General features: G+C 46.1%; 6 protein-coding genes. All 6 read left to right on the top strand.

Translation table 11 applies throughout. The annotated features are described in order from the left end of the window. Genes NST26_RS11365 through NST26_RS11390 form a run of 6 tightly spaced genes read left to right on the top strand, consistent with a single transcriptional unit; the run spans nt 1 to nt 19162 of the window. Nucleotides 1-4635: an amino acid adenylation domain-containing protein gene (locus NST26_RS11365; protein WP_340979140.1), complete on the top strand. Its 4635-nt coding sequence runs from the start codon at nt 1-3 to the stop codon at nt 4633-4635. Between the two features lie 31 nt (nt 4636-4666). Beyond that, a complete protein-coding gene (locus tag NST26_RS11370; RefSeq protein WP_340979141.1) occupies nt 4667-14911 on the top strand; it encodes an amino acid adenylation domain-containing protein in 10245 nt (3414 codons plus the stop codon). A 15-nt stretch (nt 14912-14926) separates the two neighbouring features. After that, complete coding sequence (locus NST26_RS11375; protein WP_340979142.1) at nt 14927-16957, top strand: condensation domain-containing protein; 2031 nt, start codon at nt 14927-14929, stop codon at nt 16955-16957. A 22-nt stretch (nt 16958-16979) separates the two neighbouring features. Next, nucleotides 16980-17222: an acyl carrier protein gene (locus tag NST26_RS11380; protein ID WP_036725003.1), complete on the top strand. Its 243-nt coding sequence runs from the start codon at nt 16980-16982 to the stop codon at nt 17220-17222. Then, nucleotides 17206-18159 carry a thiamine pyrophosphate-dependent dehydrogenase E1 component subunit alpha gene (locus tag NST26_RS11385; RefSeq protein ID WP_340979143.1) on the top strand — a complete coding sequence of 318 codons (954 nt, stop codon included), beginning with the start codon at nt 17206-17208 and terminating at the stop codon, nt 18157-18159. The genes NST26_RS11380 and NST26_RS11385 overlap by 17 nt, the downstream gene beginning before the upstream one ends. Further along, nucleotides 18137-19162, top strand: a complete 1026-nt coding sequence (locus tag NST26_RS11390; protein WP_339255491.1) for an alpha-ketoacid dehydrogenase subunit beta — start codon at nt 18137-18139, stop codon at nt 19160-19162. The genes NST26_RS11385 and NST26_RS11390 overlap by 23 nt, the downstream gene beginning before the upstream one ends. Nucleotides 19163-19165 lie beyond the last annotated feature (3 nt).

Raw genomic sequence — 19165 nt, forward strand, 5'->3', positions numbered from 1 at the left:
ATGCAGAACAACGAAAGCGGAAGCGTGAAAAACAGAGTGAATGCCTTGTCGGACGCCAAGAGACTGCTGCTGGAGAGTCTCTTGGAGGAACAAAGAAAAAAGAAAAGACAGATCATCCTGCAAGACAAAGGGCTGCATAGGGTCAGCAAGAGAGCACCGGAGTTGACAGTGTTGCCTTCCAACTATATGCAAAAGAAAATTTGGTATGTCGAACAACTCTTCAATGAATCGATTACGTATAATGTTTCGGGTTATGTGAAATTCCATGGGAAACTTCAAGTGGAGCTTTTGCACAAGGCCTTCAGAACGGTGGTTAAGCAGCAGGAGGTGCTGCGTTCCAAATTCAAGGGAGGACAAGGACAGCTTGAGGTTGAGCTCAGCGAAGATACCGAAGAGCCGGTCTTCAGAATGTATGATTGCTCCCAGGCAGGGATGGAAACATCGCCTGACGACATCAGGCAAAGGATGTACACGGAAGGAATACAGCCGTTCAGGTTAGCTGAGGGCAAGCTTATTCGCCTGATCTGTTACAAGCTTAGTGAGACCGAATGGATTGGACAAATTGTTTGGCATCATATTGTATCGGACGGCTATTCAAGCGGCATTTTTATTAGGGAATTGCTTCAACTGTATGAAGCCTATGCGGGCGCAAGCGTGGCACCTGTACAGGAACCCGCTGTACAATATTATGACTACGTAGCTCACATCAATGACCGGATTGCCAAAGGCGAGTTCGATCATCAGCTTAAGTTCTGGAGGGAACAATTGTCGGGCAGCAGCATGAGCTGTATGCTTCCAACGGATTACACGGCCGGTCATGGGCTTACCTATCATGGCGAACGGGTAGCTTTTTCAATCCGCAAGGAGATGAAAGTAAAACTGGAAGCTGCTGCAAAAAAACACGGGGTTACACTGTTTGTATTGTTAATGAGCGCACTCAAAATCATGCTGCATAAGTATGTACACCAAAACGATATTATTGTCGGGGTCCCGGTTACCGGCAGAAATGAAGAGGAATGCCAGAGCATCATCGGGTGCTTCCTGAACATGCTGCCGATCCGCAGTAATATTGGTGAAGAGCAACAATTATTCGATTATATCCAGGCGGAGAATGCCCAGGTGATGCAGGCCTTGAAGCATCAGGATTTGCCGTTTGATTTCATAGTAGAGGACTTGAAGGTAGAAAGAGATTTGCTGTCCACCCCGATCTATCAGGTGGTGTTCAGTTATGAAACCAATGCGTTAAAGGATATTACAACAAAGGATTTCTACATAGAGTTCGAAGAACTGGATTTAAAAACGGCCAAGGTTGATCTGGCGCTGGAAGTCAATGATGAAAAGGATGGGCTAAGCGCCTGGTTTGAGTATAAATCGGATAAATTCTCCTGGGAGCGGATTGAAAAGATTAAGGATTATTATCTGAATATTCTGCAATTCATTGCTGAATATGAAAATCAGCCTATAAAAAATATTGAAATGATCCCGGAAGAAGAAAAGGATGAGATACTCTACTCTTTTAACGAAAAGGTTACGGACTATAAGCCACAGACCATCAAGCAGTTATTCGAGACCCAGGCGGCGCTCCGGGAAGAGGCAGTAGCCGTAGTATGCGGCAATGAGAGGATTACCTATAGAGAACTGAATAACCGCAGCAATCAACTGGCACATCATCTGCGGAAATACGGTGTGGGCTGCGAGAGTCTGGTTGCCATTATGCTGGATAAATCCATTGAGGCCATCATTGCCATACTGGGGGTAACCAAGGCTGGCGGAGCTTATATGCCGGTAGATTCGGCTTATCCCCGGGAGCGGATGGAGTATATTCTGGAAGACAGCAAAGTCCGGTATATGATAACTTCCGGCATCCATCAGGATTGTGCAGGCATTGAGCAGATTTCAATGGGTGACAAGCATATCGAGACCGAGTCCACGGACAATCTTACGGACCACAGCAATCCGGATAATCTTGCTTATGTAATCTATACCTCGGGAACTACAGGTCAGCCCAAAGGCGTTATGGTGGAACACAGCGGTATTGTTAACTTGAGAGATTATTTTTGGAATAAATACAAAGTGACCACGGATGATACGATCCTGCAATTTGCCAATCTTGTTTTTGATGCCTCTGTCTGGGAAATGATTATGGGAATTCTCACCGGTGCAAGACTATGCATCATTACCAAAGAAGTAGCGCTGGATGTGAATCTGCTGGAACTGGAGCTGAAAAGGCATAACGTAACCGTTGCCACCTTGCCACCGCCATACTGGAATGTAATAGCGGATAGGCCCATCGGAATCCGTCTGTTGATCACAGCGGGATCAGCAGCAAACGTCAATCTGGTGGAGAATTTGCCAGAGCCGATTGAATATTTCAATGCGTATGGACCTACCGAGACTACGGTCTGTGCGTCGGACTGGCAATACGAAAGGACTGATCAAATCCCGAATAGAATTCCGATCGGCAAGCCAATTTCCAATATGCAAATCTATATTATGAATTATACTTCCTTATGTGGAAAAGGAATTATTGGAGAATTATGTATAGCAGGAGTAGGCATTGCCCGGGGGTATCTGAACAGGCCGGAACTGACAGCGGAGAAATTCATTGATAATCCTTATGGTCCCGGTAAATTGTACCGGACGGGGGATTACGCAAGCTGGCTGGACGACGGAAATATTGTTTTTACCGGAAGAATAGATAATCAGCTCAAGATCAGGGGACACCGGATCGAAATCGGAGAGATTGAGAATAAGCTCTCTTCTCATAACAGAGTGATTGAGGCGGTTGTTATCCCGGAGATTGACCACAAGAGCAATCTTTATCTGGCAGCTTATTTAGTTGTGGATGCAGCAGTGACTTTGACAGAAATCAGAAGCTTTTTGAACGATGGATTACCTTCGTATATGATCCCATCAGCATTTTATACGCTTGAGGCCATTCCGCTTAATATGAATGGTAAGCCGGATAACAGCAGATTAGCGTCCTTGGGCCAGCCTATGGAAGCGGAGAACGATTTTGCTGAACCGACCACAGAGATTGAAAGAACGCTGGAACGAATCTGGTGTGAGCTCTTAGGAGTTGAGCGGGTTAGTATCCGTGATCATTTCTTTGAAATTGGCGGAGACTCCATTATCAGCATGCAGGTTATTGCTAAGGCGGCAGAGGCAGGAATTAAGCTCGAATTAAAGTCTTTTTACGATGATAAATGTATTGAACAAATGGCCTTAAAGGCTGCGGCAGTTGAACAAATCTGCTGTGAACAGGGAGAGGTTACAGGTTCGTACCTGTTGACACCTATCCAGCAGTGGTTCTTCACCAATAATTTCCCGGAAAATAACCATTGGAATCAGTCTGTAAGCTTTGAATTGAAGCAGACTGTAGATGCTGGGCGATTGAATGAAGCACTCAATGAAGTGTGCCGGCAGCATGATTTGTTAAGAACCCGTGTACTTCCCGGAAAGGCTCCAAGGTATGCGGATATCCTGCCCTTTGCCTACAGCGAACGCTTGAAGACAGTAGAGATTACAGCTTGTGATGACTATGAGCAGCGGATGCAGCAGGAATTGACGGCTTTTCAGCAATCTCTTAATTTGCAAGCGGGAGAAGTGTTTAAAGGGCTGCTTATTGTGTCCGATACATGGTCAAGCAGCAGACTGGTATTGACAGCGCATCATCTGGTATGCGACGCGGTGTCCTTCAGGTTCATCGCTGAGGATGTATTGAATGGCTATCAAGCCTTAATAGACAAGCGGGAAGTCAGGCTTCCGCAGAAAACCTCGTCCTTCATAAGATGGAGCAACGCAGCAGAAGCATACGCCGGCAGCCATGAAGCAGTGAGCAAAAAAAAGGAATGGACCAAAGAAATTGCGGCTCATTCAAGAAATACCAAAAAAGGCTGGTCCAGCGTAGACAATCTTGAAGGAGATGCAGAGCAATGCCTGTTCTCCTTATCGGAAGAAGATACCGCCAAGCTAATGACTGAAGTGCCTAAGCATTACAGCATTCAGCCGATTGAGGTCATGATTGCCGCCCTGGAAACGATGCTGCATGAATGGGATGGGGCAGACCATACCTTATATCTGGAAAGTCACGGAAGAGATATGCTTGCCGATCAGGTGGATCTGTCAAGAACGGTAGGCTGGTTTACCAACCTGTATCCTTTTTACTTCTCCGCAGATGATATTTCAACTACTGGAGCTACGTTAAAAAAAGTGAAAGACAGATTAGCTGCCGTGCAGAAGCGTAAGTTCGAGTTCTTGCTTAGTGATTACCCCCGTGAAGCTATGGATATTGTTTTTAATTACATGGGGCATTTGGATAACAAGAACCCGCAGCATGAACACTTCCGGCTGATTACCGGAGAACCGCTGTATACCAGGGGATTGAAGAATACAAGAGTCAGTCTGCTTGAAGTCAACGGGTATATCCAGCAAGACCGCTTAACCTTCGAGTGGGGATATAACCCGAATATCCATTCCGGGGAGAACATCGTGCAGCAGGCCAATGCTTTCACGGATACGCTTAGGGGGATGATCAGCTACTGTATTGAATCTGAGGATGATGGAGTTTCCGCTGCAGATTTTGACGATGTGGATATGGAAGATTTAGATTTCATCTTGGCAAAGTTCAATTAAGGTCACTCAGGGACAAGAAAGAGGAGAATACATGAACAAGAGGAACGTTGCAGATATCTATGGATTATCCACCATGCAGGAAGGCATGCTGTTCCACAGCTTGAAAAGTGAAAGCAGCAGCATGTATTTGGAGCAATTCTCGTGCAAATTACACGGGCAGATTAATTTCGAATATTTTTGGGATTCCTGGCAGAAGGTCATTAACGATCATTCCGCTCTAAGAACCGCCTTTGTCTGGGAAGGTGTGAAAAAACCTGTTCAGGTAGTTCTGAAGCAATGCGAATGCAGCTACATTCAGTATGACTGGAGCAATCTGCCGCTTGAAGAAATCGGGCATGATTATAGCACGTTTCTTGAAAATGATCGAATGATGGGTTTTGAACTGGACAAGGCTCCGCTGATGAGGTTTGCCCTAATTCAAATTTCAGAAGACAGCTATTATTTTGTCTGGAGCTTTCACCACATCATCATGGATGGCTGGTCACTGCCTCTGGTACTGGAGGAAATGTTCGGGAATTATAAAGCGTTCATGACAGGGGAAGCACCGGCGAAGCACAAATCCGCATCATTTAAGGACTATATCCATTGGTTGCATAAACAGGATGCCGAGGTCTCCAGACAGTACTGGAAAGACAAGCTGAAGGGCTTCGAGGAAGCTTTGCCTCTCTATACTGAACCTGCAGTGGAAGAGCAGAAGGGGGAGACCCGTAAACTCTCCTTACGGCTTTCAGAGGATTTGCATCATTCTATCGAGCAGATCACTAAAAATAACGGGTTCAGCGCCTATCAACTGTATAATCTTTCCTTTGCCATCCTGTTGAGTAAATACAGTGGAAAAGAAGATGTCGTCTATGGGACAACTGTATCGGGAAGACCTGCAGAATTAAAAGGTATCGATCAAACCGTAGGCATCTTTATCAATACCATTCCGGTTCGTGTTCGTTTAGATGGTAACCTTACCTTGCTGGAGTGTCTGGAGAACCTCACACAGGATCAAATCAGCCGCAGTCCCCATGAATATATGTCGTTGGCTGAGATCAGCAGCGCCCATAATCTGCCTCAGTTATTCCAGAGTATTTTTGTATATGAGAATTATGCCAACGCGCAGGCTTATAAGGATATCACAGAGTTCTCGATAACAGAGCTGCAATTAAGAGAAGAAATCAATTATCCGCTGGCCTGGGTGGTTAAGCCGGATCACGGAATCCTTGTGGAGACGATCTATAATTCCGCTTATTTCAGCGACAGGATCATTGAAGAATTTCAAAGGAGCTTCATAACGATTTTGGATGAAATGGTCCTTAAAATAAATGAAGCTATCTGCACTATTCAACTGCTTCCATCTGAGCAGAGTGCAGATTTCAAAGCAGGGAAGGCAGTATCCGCCGTTGTGAACTTGCATAACCAGCCTATCCCTCAGATTTCAGCTTCCGCTATACCGCGCGTTCTGATTGTTGATACATATGGGCACCCGCTTCCGGATGGATTCGAGGGCAGTGTATGGACGCCGGATCAGACCGCTTCCGGGTACATGGGCCGTTATTATGCAGATGGAACGTTAATGATTAATGAGACCTTAAGCACCAGCATGGTAATTGGCGGAATCAAACGTGATTTGCCTGTGCTGGAGCGTGCCCTAAGAGCGGAATCATTAGTAGAAGACGTGAAGATGCTTCACCGTTATAACAGGAAGGGTGAATCCAAGCTTGTTGTCTATTATGTGGAGCCGGTGACGGATGCTGTAGTGGAACAAGCGGCATTCGATGAAGAGCGAACCGGAGCCATAAGAAGTGCAATCGCCGACAGATTGTGCATCTTGCTTGACTTAAATAAGAAGGATTGTCTGGCAGCAGCAGAGTTCGTTCCTGTGTCAAACATTCCTTATTACAGAGATGGCGTTGTCAAAATCAATGATCTGCTCGAACTGGAAATTATTAATGACAACCTCATTCAGCGCTGGAGTAACTTAGTGATCCCGGATGAGCAGAGCGCTATGAGTGAATTTCCTGTGAAGTTCGTGCGTAAGGCCGTAAGAATCAGCCGGGATAATGTGCATATCTCCGATTTGGCCGAGCATTTTTCTTTTATTAAGAAGAAGAGCTCCGGCAAAACGGATAACGTTGAAGTGGTTGAAGTCCGCAAGGAAGAGAGCGGCGCTGACACACAGCTATCACTCATTGTTGGAGAAGAAGTGATCATTCCTGAGAATACCGTCTTTGATCTGGGTTATTACATCAAACGGGCTGCCGATCAAGCTCCTGAGGATTATGGCATCCGGTTCGTTAATTATGATGGCAGCATTGAATTTGCTAACTATAAGCAGGTCTACAGTGAAGCCAAGGCTATCTGCTGCGGTCTTATCGAAAGAGGATTGCAGCCTGGGGACAAGGTCATCTATCAGATGGATAACAACCGGAATTATGTAAATACCTTCTGGGCTTGTATGTTAGGCGGCTTTATCGGGATTCCGGCTACGGTAGCTGCTTCTTATAAAGAAGATAATGCAGTGATCCGCAAACTGTTGAATGCTTGGAAAATGCTTGAACAGCCTGTGATTGTGACGGATGAAGCTCTGGCTGAAAGTATTCGCAGTGTTCCCGGAGTTCTTGGCGGCGAAGAAGAGTTCACCGTCTATTCCGCTGAACAATTGATGAACAGCCGGGAACTAGAAATCACCTACGAGGTGAAGCCGGATGATGTAGCGCTGCTGCTGCTTACCTCGGGAAGCACAGGAATGCCGAAAGGAGTTATGCAGACCCACAGAAATATTCTGAGACGCACGATTGCCGCCTGCCAAAATAACGGGTTTGGTCCAGAAGAAGTGACCTTTAACTGGATGCCTATGGACCATGTGGGCGGAATTGTAATGTGTAATGTAAGAGACATCTATCTGCATTGCCAGGAAATTCTGGCACCTGTTAATTATATTCTGGAAGCTCCGCTCCGTTGGCTTACGCTGATGAGTGATTTCAGAGCTACGAATACCTGGGCACCCAACTTCGCCTTTAATTTGATTAACAGCCTTGAGGGTGGAATCAAAGAACTGAATATTGACCTGTCTGCCCTGCGATTTATAACCAACGGCGGAGAAGTGGTGGTGGCGCGGACCGCACTGAAGTTTAATGAGATCCTTAAGCCATATCATCTGGATAAGTCGGCAATGATGCCGTGCTTCGGGATGTCCGAGACTTGTGCGGGTTCCATATATTCCACAGATTTCGGTCAAGATGTAGTGAAGCAGGAGGATAGCAGTGTAAGTGTAGGCAGACCTCTTCCAGGGAACAGCATCCGTATTGTCGATGCTCAGAATGAATTAGTGCCTCTTTATACAGAGGGACGCTTTCAGATGGCCGGGGTGTGTATTACACCGGGATATTACAATAACCCCAAAGCAAACGCCGAAGCATTTACGTCAGACGGCTGGTTCGATACGGGGGATCTGGGGATTATAACCGACCGGGGACTTACCATTACAGGCAGGGCCAAAGACATCATTATCATCAATGGTGTCAACTATAATAATTCGGAAATTGAGGCCATCCTTGAGGAGATTGACGGGGTTGAAGTATCTTATACGGCTGCGGTATCAGTCAAAGCAAGCGGTTCACAAGAGGAAGAATTAGCGATATTCTTCCATCCAGTATCCATGGATGCCGCCAAGCTCAAAGGAATCATCAAAGAGATGCAAAAGGTCATCACTTCAAAAATCGGGCTTGTTATTGAATACATTATCCCTCTGGCTAAAAAAGAGATTCCAAAGACAGGAATTGGTAAAATTCAGCGGATTCTGTTAAGAGATTCCCTGCTTGCCGGCAAATACGATGCTGTCCTGAAAAAACTCGAAATCGTCAGAAATAAGAACACCGTAAAGCCATGGATATTCAAGAAAGTATGGAAGCCGCTGAGCTTTAAGGTTGAAGAGGGCACCGTACCCTGCGTCAATATTCTGGTGTTTGAGGACCGCCACGGATTGGCGGGTGAATTCATAGAAGGTATGGGCCTGGATGAGACCAGGGTCATATCGGTCAAGCAAGAGGACTGCTTCCAGGTATATGACCGGAATCATTATGGCTGTGATTATACCCGTTATGAGGGCTGCAAAGAGCTGTTTGACTATTTTAAGCAAATCGGGTGGAAGGCTGATCATATGATCTATCTTCCCACTTATCAAATCAACGCTAGCGGAGATACAGATATCTCAAGCAGTAACCAACTCGGTGTCTTTAGTCTAATCCACTTACTGCAGGTATTGGCGAACAATGACCTATGCGCTTCTACAAGCCTGTATGTGGGTAGCAGCAATGTGTTCCAGGATGCAGGCGGCCTGGAAACCCGTTACGATAATGCCGCATTAATCGGCTTCATGGCTACTCTGGATACGGAGAATACGGGTTTACGATCGCTGCTGATCGATTTGGAAGGAAGGGATATCAAGCAGGATGCCCGCTTATTACGCGCTGAGATTATGCACGGAGAGACTGCCGTGAAGGAAATCAGTTACCGTGACGGCAGGAGATTAACCTGGAAGCTCCGGAATGTGCCTTTACGGAAAGCAGAACCCAAGACAAAGATCAAACAAGGCGGAAATTATGTGGTAACCGGGGGCTTCGGGGGCATCGGCACAAAAATCTGCAGTCAGCTCATCGAAAACTATCAAGCGAATCTTCTGATCCTGGGAAGAAGCGATCTGGGGACTCTTGAGGATAATGATAGCAGAGTTCAACATTACAACCAATTAGTTGCACTAGGAACTTCCATCAGTTACCGGCAGGCGGATGTGTGTGATCTGGATTCCATCGTTCAGGCGGTTGAAGATTATGAGCAATCGAAGGGAATTCAGATAGACGGAATTATACACCTTGCCGGGAATTCAAGCTACCAACGGCATTTTGATAACCGGGATTCATACCTGATTACGGCAATCGGACAGCAGACTTTTGCCGAAGAATTCAATGCCAAGGTCTATGGCGTGCTAAATTTGTTTGAACTCTTGAAAAGCAGAAAAGATGCGATGTTGATCACTTTCTCTTCGGTGACCTCGCTGCTCGGAAGTGCGACCTTCAGTGCCTATGCGGCAGGAAACAGCTTCCTGGAAATGTTCTGTAAGTATGCAGCCGGCCAATTAGGGTATGCAGTGAAATGTATCTCTTGGACGATGTGGGATAAGATCGGAATGACTGCGGGAAGCCTGCAATCCATTAACAGTCTCAGTGAATCCATCGGGCAGCATGTGATCAGTGAGCAGGATGGCCTTTTATTCTTTGAAGCCCTGCTGAACCTAGGTGACGACATGGTCTATGTAGGAATTGACGAGAATAATGTGCATATCAGCCACAGAATCGATGAGAAAGTGTATGCCAAAGAATATCTTGCTGTCTACAGGCAGGAAGATACAGAGGCTCTTCTCCAGCTTGAGAACGCCAAGGTCCTAGATGATTATGGCGCGGTAAGCACGCTGAAGATGCTCACGGTCAATAGGGATGGCGAAGTGATCGAAGAGGAACAAGCAGAGCCATATGTAGAAGCGTCTACAGATGCTGAGAGAATCATAAGCAACATTTGGTCCGAAGTATTAGCCGCCGGGAAGATAGGGATGAATGATAACTTCTTTGAGCTTGGAGGACATTCCTTAAAGGCAACCCAGGTCGTCTCCAGAATTAAAAAAGAATACGGGATCGAATTTGCCATCAATGACTTATTCTATCATCCGACCGTTGGGGCGCTGGCTAAGCTTGTGGAAGAGAGAGTTCGCCCGGTTACGGATTCCAAGGGGGAAGGTCCCCTTTCAAAATTATCTGATGAAGAGAAGAAACAGGGCATACCGGCTTCTTATGCCCAGCAAAGACTTTGGTTCTTAAAACAATATGATGAAGAAAGCGCGTTTTACAATATTCTGGAGACCATCAGGCTTAAAGGCGAGTTAAATGTCTCCTGCCTGCAGCAGGCTGTTACAGAAATCGTCAAGCGCCATGAAGGACTCAGAACGACCTTCGACAACATTGAAGGGCAAATTATGCAGGTTCTGCATGATGTGGATGCCGTCTGTATCCCTCTGCAGAATCTAACGCATGTGGAAGAAGAGGCAAGAGAGCAGGTAATTACCGAACTGGCAGATGAAGAAGTACATCAGGAATTTGATTTCAAAAACGGACCATTAATCAGATGTAAGCTGCTTAAATTTGCCGCAGATGAGCATGTTATTTTCCTCACCATGCATCATATTATTTCCGACGGCTGGTCAATGGGAGTCTTTGTACATGAATTCGTCGAGCTATATGATGCCTTAGTGAATCAAAAGCCGGCCGAATTACCCAAAATTGAATGGCAATATGCGGATTATACCCAGTGGCAGAGAAACTGGTTCACCGGAAAGGTGAAAGAGGACCAGTTCGCATATTGGAAGAACAAGCTCCAGGATGTTGCTACCCTGGATATACCGTCGGATTACGACAGACCCAAAGTACAAACATTTAATGGGAAAAAGGACTTCTTCGTATATAACAAGAGCATGATGGACCGGGTGAATGAACTGGCAGAAACTACGGGCGCTACACCCTTTATGATTTATCTGGCGGCGGTCGATGTCCTGTTCGCAAGATATACCGGACAGGAGGATATCGCCATCGGAACTCCGATTGCCAACCGTACGCGGATGGAAACAGAGAATACGATCGGCTTCTTTGTGAACACCCTGGTGCTCCGCAATGATCTGTCAGGAGATATTTCCTTCTTGGAATTGATTGAACGGGTAAAGACAAGTGCACTGGAGTCCTATGATGCGCAGGATATGCCGTTCGAGATGCTGGTGGACGAATTGGAGCTGGAACGCGATTTAAGCAGAAACCCGTTGTTCCAAGTGATGTTCTCCCTTCAAAATGAGGCACTGCCAGATTTCAAGCTGCCGAATCTTGCGATTACCAGAGTGGAAACAGACAATAAATCAGCAATGTTCGATTTCTGGATTTCCATGAGAGAGCTGGAAGACGGAGTTCACACCTTATGTGAATACAATACGGATATTTATAAAACAGGCACCATACGGAAGATGATGCGGCATCTGGAGAACATCATCAACAGCCTATGCGCAGATCCCTATCAAAAAATCAGGCAGTTCAATTTCATGGATAAAGAAGAAATCAATGAAATCCTCTATGAGCACAATAAGACGGATTATACATTTGAGAATGAATTATTTATCCATGAATTATTTGAAGAACAGACTGCCTTAAGACCGGATGCACCGGCGCTGAGATTCCAGGGAGACACGCTTACGTATCGGGAATTTAATATGCGGGTGAACCAAGTCGCCCATTATCTGATTGCGCAGGGAATAGGGACCGAGGATTTCGTTGGTGTGTACGCAGACCGGTCCATTGAAATGATGGTAGCTGTCTATGGGATTCTAAAAGCAGGCGCGGCCTATATCCCTATTGATCCAACATACCCCCGGGACCGGGTAGATTATATGCTACAGGATTCTGAGGTTAAGCTGGTGCTGTACTGCATGGACGAGACCGATGCGCTTGCGGGAATCCGGAAGGTGGATTTGCGGGATAAGGAACTGTTCCTGCCGATGAGTACAGATAATCCGGGAGTACAGGTTGAAGGTACCCACGCGGCATACATGATTTATACCTCAGGTTCGACAGGAAAGCCTAAGGGAACGATTAATATTCACAGCGGCATCCGAAACCGTATTGTATGGGGCCAAAAAGAATTTGGGATGCAGCCGGGAGATCGGCAGGTGCAGAAGACGCCCTTCAGCTTCGATGTATCCTGCAGCGAGATTTTTTGGGCGCTGACGGTAGGCGCCTGTCTGGTTATAGCGAAGCCGGAAGGGCATAAAGACGTGGAGTATCTCGCTCAGCTGATCAGGGATGAACAGATTACCATCGCTCATTTCGTACCTTCCATCCTGAAGCTGTTCCTGGAGCATCCCGGAGCCAAGCAGGCAGGAAGCAGCCTGAGAAAAGTGTTCTGCAGCGGGGAGGCATTGCCGTACCGGTTAAAGGAACAGTTCTTCCAGACCTTCGATGCAGGTCTATACAACTTGTATGGCCCTACCGAAGCCTCCGTTGAAGTATCTTACTTCGATTGCAGCGAGCAACTGGATAAAGAGATAGTGCCGATCGGCAAGCCCATTTCCAATGTACAGCTGTATGTACTGGACGAGTACATGAATCCCGTTCCTTACAATGTGAGCGGAGAGCTATTCATTGCCGGTGTGAATCTGGCCAGAGGATACTACAAACGGGACGACCTGACAGCCGAGAAATTCATTCCGAATCCGTTCAGTAAATATGTGGGTGCACGGATGTACCGGACCGGTGACATTGTCAAATTGCTGCCGGACGGCAACATCAACTTCATAGGACGCGCTGACAATCAGGTCAAAGTAAGAGGACTGCGCATTGAATTAGGGGAAATCGAAAAGGTGATTCAGTCCCATCCTTCCGTTAAGGATAACGTAGTTATAAACCTAGAGGATGGAAATGATGTAAGAATCGTGTCCTATATTGTCCGTGATGTGAATTATAGAGAACAGGATGTCATGGAGGAGAGCAAGGAACAGGTCACCCAGTGGGAGTCGATATTCGATAATGCCTACAACAAAGAGGAAACGATTCAAGATTTCAGCTTAAATACAATCAGCTGGAACAGCAGCTACACCGGGGAGAAGCTTGGGATCCCGGAAATGGAAGAGTGGCTTACCGATTCCGTAGATCTGATTAAGAGCTTTAAGCCGCGGAGAGTACTGGAGGTCGGTTGCGGTACAGGGATGATTCTGTTCAAAATCGCCCCGTTATGCGAAGAGTACGTGGGTATTGATCTATCGAGGATAGGCCTCGATTATATCGAACGGAATTTGGACCGCTCCATGAATGTCAGATTATATCAGAAATCGGCTGATGAGCTTGGCGAGCTGCAGAATGAGACGTTCGACACCATTATTATCAACTCTGTCATTCAGTACTTCCCGAGCGGAGCGTATCTGAATGAGGTGATTACTACTCTTTTAGGCATGCTGAACAAAGAGGGAACCCTTTTTATCGGTGATGTACGTTCCCTGCCGCTGCTGAAGAGCTATCATACTTCGGTGGAATGGTATAAGGCTCCTGCGGAAACCACCGTGCAAGAATTAAACGACCGGATTAAGAATTCCATTACAACGGAGAATGAGCTGCTGGTAGACTCCAAATATTTCTTGAGTCTTAAGGATTCCCTGGAGCAGGTTCATCATGTCTCCATTCTGCCTAAAGTAACAAAGTTCGAGAATGAGATGAGTAAATTCCGCTATCAGGTAGTGATCCGGACGAAAGAAGCGGAGCAACTGGAGAATATCGTTCAGCTCAGCTGGCGGAATATACAATCAGAGCAGGGGCTCCAGGATATACTCACCGGGCGGCAGGAAGAGGTTATTGTCATCCAAGATGTCCTGATGGATAAGCTGGTTCAGGAGAACAAGCTTGAGTCGCTGCTGAACGATCATAGTGTGCGAGCTGCAACTGTCCGTGAGCTGAGAGAAGACGTTAGAGAGCTTCAACTGTATGCTCCAAGCTTATATGATTTGCTCGTGCAGGATGGCGGAAATTACCGGCTTCGCGCTTCGTGGAATGGTCATGGCGAGAGCGGAGATTATCAATTGATCTTGTTCCATAAGAATAAATATGGAGCGGACACCTGTGCCTATGATTATGAAGTACCGAATTTTATCCGCTTCAATGAGGACCAAAGTGTATACTTCACCAATCCTCTGGAGTGGAAAGATAACCACAAGTACATTCCTGTCATCAGAGAACATATCAGAAGTCAATTACAGGATTATATGATTCCATCGTTCTTTATTGTCTTGCCGGAGATGCCGTTATTGCCAAATGGCAAGCTGAATAAGAAGATGCTTCCGGAGCCTGGAAGGTTAAGAAGAAGCGTAATGAATGAATTTGTAGAAGCAGCGAATGACAACGAAGCCAAGGTCAAGCGAATATGGGAAGCCGTCCTGAATGCCCGGAACATTGGCGTCAATGATAATTTCTTTGATATTGGCGGCCATTCGCTGCTTGTGGTTCAGGTCTATTACAAGATCAAGGAGAGCTTTGATACGAATATTACAGTGGTGGATATGTTCAAATACCCAACCATCCGCAGCCTATGTGAATATCTGGAGGAGACAACGAGCAGCTATGCCGAAGTCGCTTCTGCAAGTGAAGTGATGGAGACAGAGAAGGAAGCCATGAAGGTAAAGAGGAAGCGCCTTAAGGAGCTTTTGAAAAGATAGGTAAGGAGTACTTATATGGAGACTAAGAAGGATAAAATCAAATCCTTATCAAGGGAACAGCTCGCAGGACTGATTACGAAGTCCAAAGACAGCAAAAAAAGTGATATTGAGCGGGTCGCCAGAACCTCGAATGCGTTCAGCCAGTCCTTTTCACAGCAAAGACAATGGTTTATGGAGCAGTTCATGAACGGTGGCGTATTTAATGTCCCGCAGTCCTATCGGCTCAAAGGCGATATAAAACTTGATATTCTGGAAGATGTGCTCAATGCAGTCGTTGAGAAGCATGAAAGTCTTAGGACAGTGTTCAACACGATAGATTATATCCCGTCACAAATTATCAAGCCGTATGAAAGATTCAAGCTGGATATTATTCATTTGGAAGAATCCGACCCTTCTTTGAGAGCTGCCAAGATCAAGGAGATGAACAGCGAAATCGCAAGACGGCCCTTTGATTTGACCGTAGGCCCTTTATGGCGGTTCTATGTGTTGATATTGTCTGAAGAAGAAATCGTATTGACCCTTTCCCTTCATCATATTATCTGTGATGGCTGGTCCTTTGGTGTAATCATGAATGAAATTGCCAGTGCCTATCGGGACAGGCTTCACGGACAAGCTACCCGTTCATCGCTGCAGATACAATATGTCGATTATTCGGAATGGCAGCGTAAAAGAATTGAAGGCGGCCAGCTGGATGATCAGCTGGAGTATTGGATTGGCAAGCTTAAAGATGCACCAAAGGCCATTCATTTACCCTACGATTATAGAAGGGGCAGCACACAGACTTATCGGGGAAGGACGGAATACTTTTTCATTGAAACAGAAGCAGTGAAGGCAATGAGCGACAGATGTGTGCAAATGAATGGCTCGATGTACCATATGATGATGTCCGCGCTAACCCTTCTGATGCATGGCTACAGTCTGGATAATAAGCTCTGTATTGGAACACCGGTTGCCAACAGAAACCAGCTTGAATTGGAGAAATTAATCGGCCTATTCATTAATACGGTAGTGATCCAAAGTGAAATAGCCAGCAGCATGACCTTTGCAGAGTTATTCACCCAGGTTAGAGACCATTGCATGGAAGCCTTTAATCATGCGGAGATTCCGTTTGAACAAGTGGTAACGGGCCTAGATATTGAACGTCAGATGCAGCATTCACCAGTGTTCCAGGTGCTGTATGTTCAGACCGAGGAGTCGATGCTGAGTGTTAGTATTCCGGGAATTGAGGTTGAAGTACTCCCAGTATCGGTAGAGACGGCACAATTCGATTTGTCGTTGTACGCAACCATTCTGAAGAATGGAATATCTGCAGGGTTCGAGTACAATACGGATCTGTTCGCCCAGGATACCATTCTGCAGATGATTGAGGATTTCAAGCTATTAATCCAGTTGATTACTGAGAATCCTGACCGGACCATCGGTGAATTCGTCTCCTCTCTATCGCGTAAGAAAGTAGTGATGACGGTCGTCTCCTCCTTCGAATCCGGGCCGGTAGGAGAGCCGATGGAATTCTGGCTGGATAAGCTCCGGATCGACTATAAGCTGCAATTCGCACCGTATAGCCAGGTGTTCCAGCAATTGATTGATGATACGGGACTGTTATGCAGAAGCAGTCAGGGCATCGGCATCCTGTTACTCCGTTTGGAGGACTGGATTCAAGGCATGGATGCTAAGGATGCTAGGCTTGAAGCCGTGCTGACGGACAATGCGAACCGGTTCATCCAATATGCCTGTAGCTTTGTGAACAAGCATCAGTCCAAGGTCATCCTATATCTGTGTCCGGCATCGGATAAAGTCAATCAGATGAATGAAACAAAGCGGCTCATTCAACAGTCGGAGCAAAAAATAGCTGCGGAATGTGCGAAAAACGGGAATATATCTGTACTTCATGGAGACGAAATCGCTGTGAAATATAAGCTTAGTGAGTATAACGACGGTCTTGGTGATGAAGAAGGGCATGTTCCTTATTTAAGAGAGTATTACACGGCGATGGGCACAGAACTGGTCATGAGTATTTACAATACAGCACTGCAGTCAACGGGCTGAATGATGAGAGGATGCTGAAGTTATGACATTAAAAGAGATTGTTGCGGATATTCTGGCCATACCGGACAAAGAAACGATTCACGAAGACTTGTCACCGCAAAATGCTCCGGAATGGACAAGCCTGAAGCATATCAAGTTAATCACAACTATTGAAGATACCTATAAGGTGAAGTTCTCCTTCAAGGAAGTAAAAAGCCTGAAAAATCTTGCCGCCTTTATAACGGTCTTAAAGAGCAAAGGAGTAAGCAATGAAATCTTTGAATAATGCCATTGCCGGGCAGGCGGTTCTGGCGGGAAGCACTAGTGATCATGATCTGGAAAGAATGCTGTTGATCCGTCAATATGAGCTATCGGTCCTCGGGCTTTTTTCAAGCGGACATGTCACAGGGACCACTCATACCTGCATGGGACAAGAATATATCCCGGTAGCGTTGAATCCGTTCATTGAAGAAGAAGACTTTGTGATCAGCAATCACCGGGGGCATGGGCATTATATTGCCAGATATGGGGATGCCCAGGGCTTGCTGGCAGAGGTCATGGGCAAACAAGGCGCCGTATGCAATGGAATCGGAGGAAGCCAGCACATTCGCAGAGACCGTTTTATATCTACAGGGGTTCAGGCCGAAGGCATAGCGGTAGGCACAGGCATCGCCTGGAGTTATAAATACAAGCAACAAGATAATCTGGTATTTGTCTATATTGGAGACGGAACCTTTGGCAGGGGCTGCGTATACGAAAGCTTGAACTTTGCCGGCATATGGAATCTCCCGATGGTTATCGTTGTAGAGAACAATGGAATAGCAATATCAACCCATCAAAGCTACAGCATGTCGGGAAGCATAGAAGGCCGGGTACGGGGGTTCGATCTTGATTACCTGTGCATCCGGAGCAAAGCTGTTAATGAAATAAGAGAACAGACTGGTGACGCTATACACCGTGTCCGCAAAGAATCCAAACCCCTGGTCATTGAATTTATAACAGATCGGGTCGCGTCCCACAGTAAAGGTGATGATACTAGAAGTGCTGATGAGCTTGAAAGAGTCCGGGAGAATTACTGGTACAACCAAATGAAAGCCAGCGATAAGGCAAGGGTAGAAAAGCTTGAAGAAGCTGTCCGGAATCAAATGCAAACGCTGCAGGAACTTGTCATACACAGAGAGGGAGCCGAATGGGCGGACTATGAAAAAAGAAAAAATAAATGAGAATTTGAGACATGCCATTCATCAACTGATGTGTGAGGACGAGGCAGTCGTTGTAATCGGGGAAGATGTACGTGAGCCTTATGGGGGTGCCTTCAAAATCAACAAGGGATTATCTGATGATTTTCCGGACAGAGTGATTGGCACGCCGATAAGTGAAGAGGGATTTGTCAACATGGCAAGCGGAATGGCAATCATGGGCCACAAACCGATCGTGGATATGATGTTTTCGGATTTCACTACATTGTCATTTGACCCTCTGCTCAATTTTGCGTCCAAGTCGGTAACCATGTACGGGGACAAGCTGGATCTCAGCATGATTGTCAGATGTGCGAATGGCGGTTACAGGGGGTACGGACCTACACACAGCCAAAGCATGCAAAAATACTTCATGGGCATCCCGAATCTAAGCGTGTATGAGCTGTCTCCTTTTCATGATAATTATTATGTGTTTAACCGGATGTTGAGTGAGAAAAATCCTTGTATTTTTTTTGAAGAAAAAATAATATATTCCCAGTACAGGTATGAAAATGGCGTAATCGATGAACTTTTCAACTATTCCTTTAAAGGTGACCATGAGAACTGGGCAGTCGCCAGTATAGAAGAAAACAGTGTACCGGATGTTCTGATCCTTTGCCCCGGAGGCTTGGCTTCCATGTGCATGAAAGTGGCTGAAAAGCTGATTATGGCGGATGAAATTGAAGTTAAGGTAGCGGTACCTTCCAAGCTGTATCCCTGCGGAATCGAGGCCATTATTGAAGATGCGGTTGCAGCCGGCAAGATTCTCATTGTGGAAGAGGGGACCAGCGGGCATACCTGGGGCGAAGGAATAGCGGTCAAATTATATCCATATCTCAATAAGCAGAAGGATGGAGCCATTGAGCTCTTAAGTTCTTCTGACAGCATTATTCCTGCATCTAAGTATTATGAAAGCCAGGTACTGGTAGGGGAACAGGACATTTATGAAAGTGTACTGAAGCTGATGAAAATCGCTAAAGAAGGATAACGG

This window comes from Paenibacillus sp. FSL R7-0128, from assembly GCF_038002245.1.
GTDB classification, from domain to species: Bacteria; Bacillota; Bacilli; order Paenibacillales; family Paenibacillaceae; genus Paenibacillus_AQ; species Paenibacillus_AQ silagei.

Bases quoted from the DNA above. Each gene is read 5' to 3' on its own strand.
- NST26_RS11365 (WP_340979140.1), top strand. From the start codon at position 1: ATGCAGAACAACGAAAGCGGAAGCGTGAAAAACAGAGTGAATGCCTTG.
- NST26_RS11370 (WP_340979141.1), top strand. From the start codon at position 4,667: ATGAACAAGAGGAACGTTGCAGATATCTATGGATTATCCACCATGCAG.
- NST26_RS11375 (WP_340979142.1), top strand. From the start codon at position 14,927: ATGGAGACTAAGAAGGATAAAATCAAATCCTTATCAAGGGAACAGCTC.
- NST26_RS11380 (WP_036725003.1), top strand. From the start codon at position 16,980: ATGACATTAAAAGAGATTGTTGCGGATATTCTGGCCATACCGGACAAA.
- NST26_RS11385 (WP_340979143.1), top strand. From the start codon at position 17,206: ATGAAATCTTTGAATAATGCCATTGCCGGGCAGGCGGTTCTGGCGGGA.
- NST26_RS11390 (WP_339255491.1), top strand. From the start codon at position 18,137: ATGAAAAAAGAAAAAATAAATGAGAATTTGAGACATGCCATTCATCAA.